The sequence below is a fragment of the Solimonas aquatica genome (assembly GCF_900111015.1).
Taxonomy (GTDB): Bacteria; Pseudomonadota; Gammaproteobacteria; order Nevskiales; family Nevskiaceae; genus Solimonas; species Solimonas aquatica.
Genome location: NZ_FOFS01000001.1, coordinates 23,803 through 37,654 on the forward strand (window position 1 = coordinate 23,803; position 13,852 = coordinate 37,654).

Here is a 13,852-nt window from a genome sequence, read left to right on the forward strand (position 1 = left end):
CAGTTGCCTTTGTCGGCCCGCCGGGCCCTGCGAAGGCAACTGACAATCGACCCTGTCTCACCGACTGAACAAAGGCAGTCTTCACACCATGAAACGCATATTCCTGTTCCTGGCCACCAACCTGGCCATCGTGCTGGTGCTCAGCCTCGTGACCTCGCTGCTGGGCGTGAACCGCTGGCTGACGGCCAACGGCCTGAACTACCAGGCCCTGCTCGGCTTCTGCCTGGTGTTCGGCTTCGGTGGCGCCTTCATCTCCCTGGCCATGTCCAAGATGATCGCCAAGTGGAGCACCGGCGCGCAGGTGCTCACCGAGCCGCGCAGCTCACAGGAAATGTGGCTGCTGCAGACCGTGGAGCGTCAGGCCCGCGCCGCCGGCATCGGCATGCCGGAAGTGGCCATCTTCGACGCCCCGGAGCCCAATGCCTTCGCCACCGGCATGAGCAGGAACAGCTCGCTGGTCGCGGTGTCCACGGGCCTGCTGCGCAACATGACCCAGGAAGAAGTGGAGGCCGTGCTCGGCCATGAGATCAGCCACGTCGCCAACGGCGATATGGTGACGCTCACCCTGATCCAGGGCGTGGTCAACACTTTCGTGATGTTCCTGGCGCGCGTGGTCGGTTATGTCATCGATCAGGCGGTGTTCCGTCGCGGTTCGGACGAGCGCGGCCCCGGCATCGGCTACATGTTCACGGTGATGATTCTGGAAATGCTGTTCGGCATCCTGGCCAGCATGATCGTGGCCTGGTTCTCGCGTCAGCGCGAGTTCCGCGCCGACGCCGGCGGCGCGCATCTGGCCGGCAAGCGCAAGATGATTGCCGCCCTGCAGCGCCTCAAGGCCGCGCACGAGCCGGTGTCCTCGCTGCCGGCGAACATGGTGGCGCAGGGTTTCAGCGGTGGTCAGCTGGCCAAGCTGTTCTCCACGCATCCGCCGCTGGACGAGCGCATCGCCGCGCTGCAGAAGGCGACGGTGGTCTGAAAACAGGTGTCGGTGTTCCGGAAAAGCGGCCCGCGTGGCCGCTTTTCTTTTGCGCGCCGTTCCTACCAGGGCACCGGCGTCTTGGCCGGTTCGCCGGCAAGCTCGCGGACCAGACGCGGCACCAGATAGCCCGGCAGCCGCGCCGAGAGCGCGCGCATCAGCGCCTGCGCCTCGGGCTCGGACACTTCGAAATGCGCCGCGCCCTGCACGCGGTCGAGCAGGTGCAGGTAATAGGGCAGCACGCCGCATTCCAGCAGGCGCTCGGACAGCGCCGCCAGGGTGTCGGCGTCGTCGTTGACGCCGCGCAGCAGCACGCTCTGGTTGAGCAGGCTGATGCCGCGCTCGCGCAGGGGCCTCAGCGCCTGCGCCACCTTGTCATCCAGCTCGCGGGCATGATTGGCGTGCAGCACGAACACGGTGGCCAGGCGCGTGGCGTCCAGCCAGCCCAGCAGGCGTTCGTCGATGCGCGAGGGCAGCACGATGGGCTGACGGGTGTGGAGGCGCAGGCGCCGTACATGCGCGATGCCGTCCAGGGCCTGCACCAGCTCGGCGAGCTTGTCATCGGCCAGCGACAGCGGATCGCCGCCGGAGAGAATCACCTCGCTGATGCTGGTATCCGCCGCAATCTCGTCCAGCGCCGTCTGCCAGTGCGCGCGCACCGCCAGCTGCCCGGAATAGGGGAAGTGGCGGCGAAAGCAGTAACGGCAGTGCACCGCGCAGGCGCCGGTGGCGATCAGCAGCACGCGGCCCTGGTATTTATGAATCAGGCCGCCGCCGCGCGCACGCTTGAGGTCGCCCACCGCATCGCTGACGAAGCCCGGCACCTGCCGCGCTTCCTCCGTCGCCGGCCAGACCTGGCGCAGCAGCGGGTCGTGAACATCGCCCTTGGCCATGCGCTCGGCATAGGCGCGCGGCACGCGCAGGGGAAAATCGCGCATCAGGCCGGCGGCGAGCTGCGGTGTCGCCGGGTCCAGTCCCAGATACGCCAGCAGCTCCGCCGGACGGCTAAAAGCCTGACGCAGCTCGTGTTGCCAGGCCGGTGCGCGCGCGGTCTCGCTCTGGTTGTTTTGGGGGTGGGACGGTATCATGCCCGCCGATTTTCGCCGCCCGGCACCCGGCGCGGCAAATCGCCCATCCGAATTTGTCATCGCAGCGAGAGTCTTATGGCGTCCGTCAGCACCAATGAAATGAAGGCCGGTACCAAGGTTCTGATCGATGGAGATCCGTACTCCGTCATCGAAAACGAGTACCGCAAGCCGGGCAAGGGTCAGGCGACCAACACGCTGAAGATCCGCAACCTCAAGACCGGCCGCGTGCTGGAAAAGACCCTGAAGTCCGGCGACAGCTGGGAAGCCGCCGACGTCGAAGACAAGGACATGCAGTACCTGTACAACGACGGCCAGTTCTGGACCCTGATGGACCCGGTCAGCTACGAGCAGATCCAGGCCGGTGAAGCCGCGATGGCCGATGCCGCCAAGTGGCTCAAGGGCGAGGAGACCGTGCGCGTGACGCTGTGGAATGAAGCGCCGCTGGTCGTCTACGCGCCCAACACCGTGGAACTGGTGGTGGCCGAGACCGATCCGGGTCTGCGTGGCGACACCGCCACCGGCGGCACCAAGCCGGCCAAGCTGGAAACCGGCGCCGTGGTCCGCGTGCCCCTGTTCGTCAACGAGGGCGAGAAGATCAAGGTCGACACCCGCACCGGCGAGTATCTGAGCCGCGTCGGCAAGTAATCGACATCCGAGGGGCGCGGCGTGAGGCCTGAGGCGCTTTGGCGGCCCAGCGCCAGCATCGCAATCCTGAAAGCGCGGGCGCAGCTGCTGGCTGCGATCCGCGCTTTTTTTATGCAGCACGGTCTGCTGGAAGTGCAGACGCCGATTCTCTCGGCGCACGCCACGGTGGACCGTCACATCGACAGCTTTGCCACCCGCGATGGGCGCTGGCTGCAGACCTCGCCGGAGTTTGCGATGAAGCGCCTGATCGCCGCCGGCAGCGGGCCGATCTGGCAGCTGGCGCCGGTGTTCCGCGTCGATGAGCAGGGCCGGCATCACAATCCCGAATTCACCATGCTGGAGTGGTATCAGCCCGGCTACGACCATCTGCGGCTGATGGATGAGGTGGAGGCGCTGCTGCGGCATTGCGGCGCGCCGGACTGCCGCTATGAGCGCCTGAGCTATCGCGAGGCCTTTGTGCGCCACGCCGGCTTCGATCCTTTTGTCCTGAGTGCACAGCAGCTGCGGGCGCAGCTGGGGCCCGCCGGGATCGCCGAGCCCGAACAGCTGGATGCGGCGGATCTGGCGGATCGCGATTTCTGGCTGGATCTCTGGATGAGCCAGCACATCAGCCCGCGCCTGGGCCAGGATGCGCCGCAGTTTCTCTACGACTTTCCCGCCTCGCAGGCGGCGCTGGCGCGCGTGCGTGACGGTGAGCCGCCGCTGGCCGAACGCTTCGAGCTGTTCTGGCGCGGCATCGAGCTGGCCAATGGTTTTCACGAGTTGTCCGATGCCCAGGAGCAGCGGCGCCGCTTCCTTGCGGATCAGGCCTGGCGCGCACAGCAGAAGCGCATGGTGCCGCCGTATGACGCGCATCTGGTCGAAGCGCTGGCGGCCGGCTTTCCGGATTGCGCCGGTGTGGCACTGGGTGTGGACCGTCTGCTGATGCTGCTGACCGGCTGCGCGCGACTGGAAGAGGTGCTGGCCTTCGCAGCGGACCGGGCCTGAGCGCGCTCAGTTTGGCGCCAGCGCCGCCAGCAATGCCGCTGCGCTCAGATACACCGGCGGCGCCTGGCCGCGCCTTGCTTCCACCAGCTCGCAGAGGCGGCGATTGGCCGGCGCATCGCGGCCGAGCTGCTGCGCCAGCTGCACGATGGCGCCGTTGAGTTCGCGCACTTCGGTGTCGCGGCCCTGCGCCAGGTCCGCCACCATCGAGGGGTAGGCACCCGCACGCAGGCCATTGCGCAGCCGCGCGAACCACCAGGGCAGGGGACTGCGTCCCGCGAGCAGGCGGCGATAGAGCGAAAACGGCAGCGGCATGGGCAGCGCGTAGGCCGTTCCGCTGGCCTCCAGCACCGCCACCGCCTCATCCAGAACCTGCACATAGGCGCGACGCAGCTCGCGCTGCGTCAGCAGTTCGGCGAAGCCGGTATGCGTGAGCGCGCCGATGGCATTGGCGAGATTGATCAGCAGCTTGCCCCACAGCGAGGGCTCGCCGTGGCTGCGGCCCACGCGCATGGCGCTGCCGGCGAAGGCGCGACGCAGCGCGGTTTCCTCGCGCGCGATCAGCACGCGTGGCGTGGTGCTCAGCTGTGCGTGCAAGGGGGCCAGCAGCTGCGCGTTGAACATCACCGGCATCGCCAGCAGGCGCTGGCCGGGCCGGCGTGCGCGGATGCGCGCCAGCGCCGCCGGACCGTTGAGGGTGGAAACCAGGGTGCAGTGCGCCGGCAGGGGCGGAAGCGCATCCAGCGCCGCGTCGAGCTGCGTCTGCTTCACGCACAGCAGCAGATAATCCATCTGGGCCAGCTCGCCGGCCGTGCACAAGCGGGGCCTGGGCTGCGCGCGTTCACCGGCGGCGGTGCGCAGGCGCAGCTGCGGCAGCGTCTGCCACCGGGCGGCGTCACGCTCGCGGGCCAGCAGCGAGAGCTGGCAGCGGCCACTCTCCGCCAGATGCAGGGCCAGCACGCAGCCCACCGCGCCGGCGCCGATCAGGCCGATGCGCGGTGTCTGGTCGGAGTCAAGTGCGGCCATCATGCCAGCACTATAGGGCGGTGCGGGCAAGACGGGAATTTTGCGGCGATGCCACAATGCCGCGCGGCACGAGCCAAGGGAGCGGGGTATGCGGACTGCAGTGAAGCTGGGGGCGAGGGTGGCACTGTTGCTGGTGCCAGCGCTGTCGGCTGCCGAGGCGCCCACGGCGCAAAGCGTGCTGCAGTGCATGCGCGCCAACGTGCCGCAGACGCTGCAGGTCAAGCAGGTGGAACTCAGCGCGGTCGATGGCAATGGTGGCAGCCGGCAGCTGCGTGGCCGCCTGTACGCGCGCCGCGAGAACGAGTTGCTGCAGGCGATGATGCGGATCGAGTCGCCGGCCGACATGAACGGCGCCGCCTACCTGCTGCGGCAGAAGGACGGCGCCGTACGCGATGAGATGTACGTGTATCTGCCCTCGCTGGCCAAGGTGCGCCGCATCAACGGCGCGGCCATGGACGGTTCGCTGTGGGGCACCGACATCACCTATGGCGACTTGCGCCAGATCACCGGCGCCTTTGCCGGCAGCGATGCCAGGCTGGAAGGCAGCGAGACGCTCAATCAGCGCAGCGTCTACGTGCTCAGCGTGAATCCACCGGCGGCGAACGATGGCTCGCAGATCCAGCAGCTGCGTGCCTGGGTGGATGCCAAGACCTGCGTGGCCCTGCGCGTGGATTTCAGCGACGGCAAGATGGTGCGCCGCCGGCTGGAAGTGGCGCCGGCCGAGCTGCGCCAGGATGGCCGCTTCTGGTACGCCGGCAATGCCGTGATGCGCGACCTGCAGGCCGGCTCGCAGACCCAGCTCAAGGTGCTGGGCGTGAGCGCGGATCAGGATCTGCTGGGACGCTATTTCAATCCGGCCAGTTTCTTCGTGGGTGGTTAGGGCCTGTCAACGCTATGGACGATCGCTTCGTTGCTGCCGGAAATGGCGCCCGGCAAGGCGCGGGACGCAGGCCCTGGTGGTTCCAAGGCCAAGTCCCGCAACGTCGCTGGGTGCCATTTCCGGCGCAAGCCGGATGGCACGGGGCCCCACGTGGACGACTGGAGCCGAAGGGCGGCATTGGCAGCCGCCGGCCTGGAATCACCAGGCGGCGCGTCTGCCGCCTTGCCCTGCGGCAAAACGGCCTCCGTCGCAGCCATTGCCATGGCGTTGACAGGCCCTAGCCCGTGTTTTCCATGCAGGCTTTGGTGAACTGGATCGCCGGCCGCCCCTGGACGGTGGTGCTGCTCAATCTGCTGCTGGGGCTGGCGGCGGCCTGGGTGGTCGTCGATCCGCAGCACGCCAGCCTGCGCGTGCGCATCGATCCTTCCATCGAAAGCCTGCTGCCGCCGGACAGCCCCGAGCGCGCCATCGATCAGCGCGTGCGGCGCGCCTTCGGCGAGAGCGAAACCATCATCGTCGCGGTGCAGCCTCAGGCGATTTTCACGCCGGAGGGCATGGCGCTGGCGCAGCGGCTCACGCAGCGCTATCAGCAGCTGCCGGAAGTCACGGGCGTGCTGTCGCTGGCCACGGCGCCGAACATGGTGTCGCACGAAGACGAGCTGGACGTGCGCAGCTTCACGCAGCAGGCGCAGGACGACCCCGCGCTCGTCGCCGGCTTTGCCGAGGCCATCGCCGCGCATCCGCTGTATCGCAACACCCTGGTGTCCAGCGATGGCCGCAAGCTCGCCTTCGCCTTGCTGGTGCCGGCCTTGAGCGAGCAGCGTTTCCTGGAGCTGGGCTTTGATCGCCTGCTGCGCGAGGCCACGCGCGAGGTGGCCGGCGATGTGCCGGTGTACATCACCGGCACGGTGGTGGGCCGCGCTGCCACCGCGCGCGCCCTGCTCGATGCCCTGAAGTTCACGGTGCCGGCGGTGTTCGTGATTGTGCTGGCACTGCTCCTGCTCGCGTTCCGCAATCTGCGTGCAACCCTGGCCGCCGCCCTGACCGTGGCGCTGACGCTGCTGTGGACGGCCGCCACCGCCGTGCTGCTCAAGGTGCCGGTGAATCTGGTCACGGCGATCGTGCCGGCGCTGGTGCTGACCCTGGCGCTGTCCTTCACCATCTATCTGCTGGCGGCGCATTTCGATGCGCAGAGTCATCCGCGCCTGGGCGATCGTGGCACGCGCACGCGCTGGGTGCTCAACCGCGCCGGCCTGGGCCTCACGCTGTCGGCGGGCACCACGGCGGCGAGCTTTCTGGCGCTCACGCTCAACGATCTGCCGGCGATCCGTCACTTCGCCGTGCTGGCCAGTCTCGGTTCGGCCTATGGCGTGTGGCTGAGCCTGAGTTTCCTGCCGTCCTTGCTGGCGCTGCTGAATTGCGGGCGGCCCAGCCGTCCGCCACCGGCCAGTCTGTGGTTCGAGCGTCTTGGCGATGCGCTGGCGCGCTTCGATCAGAAATGGCGCACGGCCATCATCGCCGTGGCCCTGATCGCCATTCCGGTCAACAGCATCTTCGCCTCGCGCGTGCAGGCCGGCGCCGAGTTCAGTCGCAGCTTCGCCAAGAGCAGCGAGGTGCGCCGCGACTTCGAAACCATCAACCGCGATTTCGACGGCGCCAATCTGCTCTCGATTCTGATCGAGACGCATGTCAACGACGCGCTCACCGATCCCGCCAGCGTGCGCCGGATCGACGAGCTGCAGAACTGGCTGCGCGCGCAGCCTGAAGTGGGCGCGGTGGTCTCGTACGTGGATCATCTGAAGCTGATCAACCGCGCGTTTGGCGACGCCAGCGAAGACGCCGCGCGCATTCCCGACACCGCCGCCGCCATCAAGCAGCTGCTGGTGTTCGGCGGCAGCGATGCGATCCGGCATCTGATCGATCCACGCTTCCGCTCGGCGCTGATCACCCTGCGCGTGAAAGTGGACAGCTCCGCCGAGATCGAGGCGCTGGTGGCGCGCATCGACCAGCGTCTGGCGGCGATGCCGCAGCCCCTGGACGGCGTGGTCAGCGGCAGCCCGCTGGTGGCATCGCGCATGGTGCGGCAGATCGCCTCCGGGCAGTTCGAATCCATCGCCCTGGCCACGGTACTGATCTGGATGCTGCTGGCGCTGATGTTCACCTCGGCGCGTGCCGGTCTGGTGGCGCTGCTGCCCACGGTGGTGCCGGTGGCGATCTACTTCGGCACGCTCGGCCTGCTCGACATTCCTCTGAGCCCGACCACGGCGCTGGTGGCCTGCATCGTGATCGGCATCGCCGTGGACGACACCATCCAGTTCATGGCGCGCTTCAATCTCGACGCACGCGCCAGAGGCGACGAGGCACCGGCGGTGGGCAGCGCGCTGCGCGCCATCCTGCGGCCGGTGACGCTGAGCACCGTGGCGCTGTGCTCGGGCTTTCTGGTGTTCGCCGGCAGCTCGCTGAACTCGCAGGTGCAGTTCGGCCTGCTCTCGGCCTTCACGCTGTTTCTGGCCTGGGTGATGAACATCACGCTCACCCCGGCGCTGAGTTCCAAGCTGCGCATCGTCACCTGGTGGGACATCCTGCGCCTGGATCTGGGCGAGGCGCCGCAGCTGACCATTCCGCTGCTGGCGGGCCTGAGCCTGCGTCAGGCGCGGGTGTTCGCGCTGATGTCCAAGCTGGAGAAATATCCGGCCGGCGCGCTGGTGATCCGCGAGGGCGATGTCGCGCGCGATATCTATGTGGTGGTGGACGGCCAGCTCGAAGCCTGGGTGCAACGCCAGGGCGAGCATCGCCGCCTGTCCACCATGGGACGCGGCGCGGTGATGGGCGAGGCCGGCTACTTCGGCCAGCGCCGCACCGCCAATGTCCAGGCCCTGAGCGCGGTGCGCGTGCTGCGCTTCGATCACGAAGACCTCGAACGTCTGCGCGAGCGTTATCCGCGCATCGCGGCGCTGGTGCTGCGCAATCTCAATCGTGCGCAGGCCGAACGCCTGGCGCGGGCCACGGCGATGCTGGAGTAAGCGCCGCGTGCTGCGCGTGCCGGTGGTTTTCGGGCGCGTCTATCATCGGGCAATCAGCGGTCAATACCAAGGAGGCGGCCATGTCACTCAAGGACAAAACCCTGTTCATCACCGGCGGCTCGCGCGGCATCGGCCTGGCCATCGCCGTGCGCGCGGCGCAGGACGGCGCCAATGTCGCCATCGCCGCCAAGACCGCAGAGCCGCACGCCAAGCTCGAAGGCACCATCTACTCCGCCGCCGAGGCCATCGAAAAAGCCGGCGGCAAGGCCCTGCCGCTGCTCTGCGATCTGCGTGACGAAAGCCAGCTCGCCGCCGCCGTGGAACAGACCGTGAGCCGCTTCGGTGGCATCGACATCCTGGTGAACAATGCCAGCGCCATCTCGCTGACCGGCACCCTGGCCACCGACATGAAGCGCTACGATCTGATGAACAGCATCAACACGCGCGGCACCTACATGGCTGGCCGCCACTGCATCCCGCATCTGAAGAAGGCCGCCAACCCGCACATCCTCACGCTGTCGCCGCCGCTGGACATGCGCGCGAAATGGTTTGCGCCGCACGTGGCCTATTCCATCGCCAAGTACGGCATGAGCCTCTGCACCCTGGGCTGGGCGCAGGAATTCGCGCGCGAGGGCATCGCCGCCAACTCGCTGTGGCCGCGCACCGCCATCGCCACCGCCGCGATCCGCCTGATCGGCGGTGATGCCCTGATGAAGAAATCCCGCAAGCCGGAAATCATGGCCGATGCCGCGCACGCCATCCTGTGCAAGCCGGCGCGCGAATTCACCGGTCATTTCTGCATCGATGATGTGGTGCTCTGGGAAAGCGGCATGCGTGATTTCTCCGGCTACGCCGCCGTGCCCGGCACGCCCGAGTCGGAGCTGATGGAAGACTTCTTCGTGCCGGCGGACACGCCCAAGCTGGGCTGACGCGGCGGTCCTGCAATCACTGACGAACGAGCACGATGTCCCGCTGGCGCCCGCCTTCCGAAAAATCCTCGCCCTACATCACCGCTGAAGGCCACGCGCGTCTGAAAGCCGAGTTCGAGCAACTCTGGCGTGTGCGCCGGCCGGAGGTGGTGCGCGCGCTGTCTGCCGCCGCTGCCGAAGGCGACCGCAGCGAAAACGCCGAGTACCAGTACCGCAAGAAAGAGCTGCGCGAAATCGACGCGCGCCTCAAATACCTCACCACGCGGCTGTCGGACGTCAAAGTCGTCGAGCCCAATCCGAAGCAGACCGACCGCGCCTACTTCGGTGCCTGGCTGGAAGTCGCCGATGAAGAGGGCGAGTCGCGCCACTACCGCATCGTCGGTGCCGATGAGACCGACAGCGGCAGGGGCTGGATCAGCGTGGACTCGCCCGTGGCCCGCGCGCTGCTGGGCAAGGCCGTGGGCGAGCTGGTGAAGATCCGTCTGCCGGCGGGCGAGGTGGAGTATGAGTTGCTGGCGGTGCGCTACGAGCGCTGAGCTGAATCCGCCGGAAGCGCTCTTTGTGCCGGGCGGGCGCTGCGGTTCCTGAGCAAAAAAGGCGCGGCTTACGCTTGCCGCGTGAGCCGCGCCTTTGTCGGTGGCTTCGGGACGACGCGGCTTTTCTAGGTGTCCGAAGCGGTGACACGGCGCGCGAAGGCGGCGATCCCCGCAATCGCGTCCACCGCCGAGCGCAGGTAGAAGGCCTGCAGGTGAAACACATGCCAGCGGGCCTCGTGCAGCTCGCAGCGCACCTCGACACCGGCTGCGCGCGCCCGCTCGCTCAGACGCAGCGAGTCGGACAGCAGGATCTCCTGCGAGCCCACCTGAATCAGCATCGGCGGCAGGCCGCGGAAGTCCTGGTCGATCAGCGCCGGACGCGCGCCGCCGCGACCCAGATACCAGTCCAGACCCTGGCGCAGCCAGCCGATGCGCAGCATCGGGTCTTCGCCGGCGTGCGTGGCCAGGGTCTCACCGCGCAGCTGGGCATCGGTGACCGGCGAGATCATGGCCAGACCCGCCGGGCGCTGGCCGGCGTCGCGCAGCCGCAGCGCCACCTCCAGGGTCAGCGCGCCACCGGCTGAATCACCGGCAATGACGATGCGCTCGCAGGGAAAGCCTTGCTCGTTCATCGCCTGCACGCAGGCCAGGGCGTCTTCGACGGCGGCGGGGCAGGGATGCTCGGGGGCGAGACGGTAGTCGGGCACCCAGACCGCCATGCCGGATTCGGCGGCCAGATGCGTGGTGATGCTGCGATGGGTGCGCGGACTGCCCAGGCAGAAGGCACCGCCGTGCAGGTACAGAATCGCCTGCCTGGGCGCGGTGCCGGGCGCCTGCAGGATTTCCACCGGTCGGCCCGCCACGCTGCGCTGGCTGATCTGCGCGCCGCTGCGGCCGGGCATGGCCAGCACCAGGGCATCGACCACGGCGCGCTGCACACGCGGCGCGAAAGGCGGTCCGATCAGCGGCCGGAACACGCTGCGCAGGATGCCGCGCATCAGCGCAGCGCTGGCCCTCTCCAGCACGTTCTGCGGCGCGGCCACGCGCAGGCTGCCTGCCTGACGGGCATCGATGCTGCTGAAGCGATACGGGCGCAGGCTGCCGTGGCGCGTGAGCCAGCGGTAGCTGAGCGTGAAGCCGGGCCAGTTGGTGCTGTTGTGGCCATTGGCATCCACGTACCAGCTCTTGCAGCCGTTCCAGACCGTGCCGGCCAGACGCTTCTGGATGTGCGCGTTGTAATGGCGATACGTGGCGGCCTGGGTGTCGATGGCGCTGGCCGAGACTTCACGCATGCGGCGGATGCAGCGCAGCACATGCGCGATCTGGCTCTCCAGCATGTAGACGATGGAGTTGTGGCCCAGATTGGTGTTGGGCCCGTAGAGCATGAAGAAGTTGGGGAAGCCCGGCACCGTGAGGCCCAGATACGCCATCGCGCCCTGGCGCCAGACGGTGTTGAGATCCTGGCCGTCGCGGCCGCTGATCGACATCGGCGCCAGAAACTCGGTGGCGGCAAAGCCGGTGCCGTAGACGATGGCGTCCACTTCATGCACCTGGCCGTCCGTGGTCTCCACGCCCTGTGGGGTGAGACGGCGTATGCCTTGCGTGAGCAGCTGGACATTGGCGCGCGTCATGGTCTCCAGATAATTGTCGGAGAGCAGCAGGCGCTTGCAGCCGATGGGATAGTCCGGCAGCAGCTTTTCACGCAGTACCGGATCGGCGATCTCGCGCTTGAGCGTGGCGCGGTAGGGAATCTCCACCACCAGCTTCATCAGGCTCTTGAAGCGGGTGAAGGCCAGGGCGCGCGACTCGTAGCGCAGGTAGATGCCCAGGCGGTACAGACGCATCAACCAGGGCCACTGCCGGAAGCGGCGCTTTTCGCCCTCGCTGTAGGCGCGGTCATGGCGCGGCATCATCCAGGCCGGCGAGCGCTGGAAGATTTTCAGCTGCTTGGCTTGCCTGGCGATCTCGGGAATGAACTGGATGGCCGAGGCGCCGGTGCCGATCACCGCCACGCGCTTGCCTTCCAGCGGGTAATGCTCGTCCCACTGCGCGGAATGGAAGCTGCGGCCGGCAAAGCTGTCGATGCCCTCGATCCTGGGCAGTGCCGGGCGGCTGAGCTGGCCCACGCCACTGATCAGCAGACGTGACTGCAGCACCGAACCGTCGCTCAGGCTGACCTGCCACAGATCCTGCGCTTCGTCGTAGCGCGCGCTCTGCACCGCCGTGCCGAAGCGGATATGCGGCAGCAGCTGGTACTTGCGCGCGCAGAGCTGCAGGTAGGCGGCAATCTCCGGCTGCGCCGAGAACACATGCGACCAGTCCGGATTCGGCTCGAAGGAGAAGGAATACAGGTGCGAGGGCACATCACAGGCCGCGCCGGGATAGCGGTTGTCACGCCACACGCCGCCCACGTCCTGCGCGCGCTCGACGATCAAAAAATCCTGCAGGCCCTCGCGACGCAGGGCGATGCCCATGCCGATGCCGGCGAAGCCGGCGCCGATGATCACTGCGCCCAGTGGTTTGGCTTCGCGCGCTTCAGCGGACATGACAAGACTCCGCGCAGCGCGGATACAGGACGGCGATGGTCCGGAACATATGGTTTCTCCTGGCGCCGCCTTGGCGGCCCGGTGATTTTTTGTAGGCACCCGAAAGTGCCGCCTATGTTCCTTTCCCGGGCCAGGTCCGGCCAGACCGTAACGGGTCAAGTTTTTTATAATACGGGCCAAATTCTTGCCGGTTTGCCATGCGCTTCTGGGACTTCAAGCGGGGTTTGGGCAGCGTGGCGCTGCTGGTGGATTGCGGCCGCGAGCGCGGCCTGTCCGAGGCCGCGCTGCTGCGCGGCAGCGGCATCTCGCCGGCGCAGCTCGGCGATCCGAACGTGGAGATCGACGCCGCGCAGGAACTCAAGGTGATCGCCAGCTTCCTGCGCCTGAGCGGGGCGCCGCCCGGCATCGGCATCAGCGTGGGTTCGCGCTTCCGCTTCAGCACCTATGGGCTCTGGGGCTACGGCCTGGTCAGCAGCGCCAGCGCGCTGGATGCGCTGCAGCTGGCGCTGCGCTATCTGCCGCTGACCTATCTGTTCACGCAGCTGCAGTTCCGCCGTGAAGCCGCGCTGGCCGTGCTGCAGTTCGAAGAACCCGACTTCACCCCGGAGCTGCGCCGCTTCGTGGTGGAACGGGACATGAGCGCGGCGGCTTCGCTGATGCGCGAGCTGGTGGGTGAGGACTTTGCGCTGCAGCGCTTCCAGCTGCGGCTGGGCAGACCGCCGGCCTCGGCCGGGCCGGCGCGCCTGTTCGGCGCGACGCTGCTGCACGGTGCGCGCAGCAATCAGCTCGCCTTCGAAGCCGCGCTGCTGGAGCGCCGTCTGCCCGATGCCAATCCGATCACGGCCGCGATGTGCGAGCAGCTGTGCGCGGAGCTGGTCCGTCGTCGCAGCCTGCAGACCAGCACCACCGCTGCGGTGCGCCAGTATCTGGAAGCGCCGGGCATGAAGCTGCCGGATCTGGCGCAGATGGCGCGGCATCTCAATACCAGCGAGCGCAGTCTCAAGCGCCGCCTGCAGGCGGAAGGCAGCTCCTTCCGCCAGCTGCTGGAACAGCGCCGCCGCGCCCTGGCGCGCGAGCTGCTGCGCGAACGGCGCCTGAGCCTTGCGGCGATTGCCGAGCGTCTGGGCTATGCCGATCTGTCCAGCTTCTCGCAGGCACACAAGCGCTGGCACGGCGTCTCACCGCGCGCCAGGCGCTGAAGCGTTCAGGCACTTCCTTT

Annotated in this window: 11 protein-coding genes; 8 read left to right on the top strand and 3 right to left on the bottom strand. The window is 67.8% G+C overall.

All coding sequences use genetic code 11. The features are described from left to right. The first annotated feature begins 88 nt into the window (after positions 1-88). A complete protein-coding gene (gene htpX, locus BMY12_RS00120) occupies positions 89-976 on the top strand; it encodes a protease HtpX (RefSeq protein ID WP_093280511.1) in 888 nt (295 codons plus the stop codon). Between the two features lie 62 nt (positions 977-1,038). On the opposite strand, the gene epmB is transcribed toward htpX, so the two are convergent. After that, complete coding sequence (gene epmB / locus BMY12_RS00125; protein ID WP_093280512.1) at positions 1,039-2,064, bottom strand: EF-P beta-lysylation protein EpmB; 1,026 nt, start codon at positions 2,062-2,064, stop codon at positions 1,039-1,041. Between the two features lie 75 nt (positions 2,065-2,139). Between epmB and efp the strand changes: the two genes are divergently transcribed. Together efp and epmA are read left to right on the top strand one after the other, a co-directional pair. Continuing rightward, positions 2,140-2,709: an elongation factor P gene (gene efp / locus BMY12_RS00130; protein ID WP_093280514.1), complete on the top strand. Its 570-nt coding sequence runs from the start codon at positions 2,140-2,142 to the stop codon at positions 2,707-2,709. Positions 2,710-2,730: 21 nt separating this feature from the next. Next, positions 2,731-3,696 carry an EF-P lysine aminoacylase EpmA gene (gene epmA, locus BMY12_RS00135; protein WP_093280516.1) on the top strand — a complete coding sequence of 322 codons (966 nt, stop codon included), beginning with the start codon at positions 2,731-2,733 and terminating at the stop codon, positions 3,694-3,696. Positions 3,697-3,702: 6 nt separating this feature from the next. On the opposite strand, the gene BMY12_RS00140 is transcribed toward epmA, so the two are convergent. Further along, a complete protein-coding gene (locus BMY12_RS00140; protein WP_177188763.1) occupies positions 3,703-4,722 on the bottom strand; it encodes a ketopantoate reductase family protein in 1,020 nt (339 codons plus the stop codon). An 85-nt stretch (positions 4,723-4,807) separates the two neighbouring features. Here BMY12_RS00140 and BMY12_RS00145 point away from each other — a divergent pair, with 85 nt between their 5' ends. The 4 genes from BMY12_RS00145 (at position 4,808) to greB (ending at position 10,087) form a co-directional block, all read left to right on the top strand. Further along, entirely contained in the window at positions 4,808-5,599 is a 792-nt protein-coding gene (locus tag BMY12_RS00145) for an outer membrane lipoprotein-sorting protein (protein ID WP_093281567.1), read from the top strand. 293 nt (positions 5,600-5,892) lie between these two features. Further along, complete coding sequence (locus tag BMY12_RS00155) at positions 5,893-8,622, top strand: MMPL family transporter (RefSeq protein ID WP_245732274.1); 2,730 nt, start codon at positions 5,893-5,895, stop codon at positions 8,620-8,622. Positions 8,623-8,702: 80 nt separating this feature from the next. Further along, positions 8,703-9,551, top strand: a complete 849-nt coding sequence (locus BMY12_RS00160; protein WP_093280518.1) for an SDR family oxidoreductase — start codon at positions 8,703-8,705, stop codon at positions 9,549-9,551. A 35-nt stretch (positions 9,552-9,586) separates the two neighbouring features. After that, positions 9,587-10,087 (top strand): transcription elongation factor GreB, encoded by a 501-nt coding sequence (greB, locus tag BMY12_RS00165; protein ID WP_093280520.1) that lies wholly within the window; start codon positions 9,587-9,589, stop codon positions 10,085-10,087. A gap of 125 nt (positions 10,088-10,212) precedes the next feature. Here the strand turns inward: greB and BMY12_RS00170 are convergent, their stop codons facing one another. Continuing rightward, complete coding sequence (locus BMY12_RS00170) at positions 10,213-12,633, bottom strand: flavin-containing monooxygenase (protein ID WP_093280521.1); 2,421 nt, start codon at positions 12,631-12,633, stop codon at positions 10,213-10,215. A 197-nt stretch (positions 12,634-12,830) separates the two neighbouring features. Here BMY12_RS00170 and BMY12_RS00175 point away from each other — a divergent pair, with 197 nt between their 5' ends. Beyond that, positions 12,831-13,832 carry an AraC family transcriptional regulator gene (locus tag BMY12_RS00175; protein ID WP_093280522.1) on the top strand — a complete coding sequence of 334 codons (1,002 nt, stop codon included), beginning with the start codon at positions 12,831-12,833 and terminating at the stop codon, positions 13,830-13,832. The last annotated feature ends 20 nt before the right edge of the window (positions 13,833-13,852 follow it).

Coding starts and splice junctions, on each gene's coding strand:
- htpX (WP_093280511.1), top strand. CDS start 89: ATGAAACGCATATTCCTGTTCCTGGCCACCAACCTGGCCATCGTGCTG.
- epmB (WP_093280512.1), bottom strand. CDS start 2,064: ATGATACCGTCCCACCCCCAAAACAACCAGAGCGAGACCGCGCGCGCA.
- efp (WP_093280514.1), top strand. CDS start 2,140: ATGGCGTCCGTCAGCACCAATGAAATGAAGGCCGGTACCAAGGTTCTG.
- BMY12_RS00140 (WP_177188763.1), bottom strand. CDS start 4,722: ATGATGGCCGCACTTGACTCCGACCAGACACCGCGCATCGGCCTGATC.
- BMY12_RS00145 (WP_093281567.1), top strand. CDS start 4,808: ATGCGGACTGCAGTGAAGCTGGGGGCGAGGGTGGCACTGTTGCTGGTG.
- BMY12_RS00155 (WP_245732274.1), top strand. CDS start 5,893: ATGCAGGCTTTGGTGAACTGGATCGCCGGCCGCCCCTGGACGGTGGTG.
- BMY12_RS00160 (WP_093280518.1), top strand. CDS start 8,703: ATGTCACTCAAGGACAAAACCCTGTTCATCACCGGCGGCTCGCGCGGC.
- greB (WP_093280520.1), top strand. CDS start 9,587: ATGTCCCGCTGGCGCCCGCCTTCCGAAAAATCCTCGCCCTACATCACC.
- BMY12_RS00170 (WP_093280521.1), bottom strand. CDS start 12,633: ATGTCCGCTGAAGCGCGCGAAGCCAAACCACTGGGCGCAGTGATCATC.
- BMY12_RS00175 (WP_093280522.1), top strand. CDS start 12,831: ATGCGCTTCTGGGACTTCAAGCGGGGTTTGGGCAGCGTGGCGCTGCTG.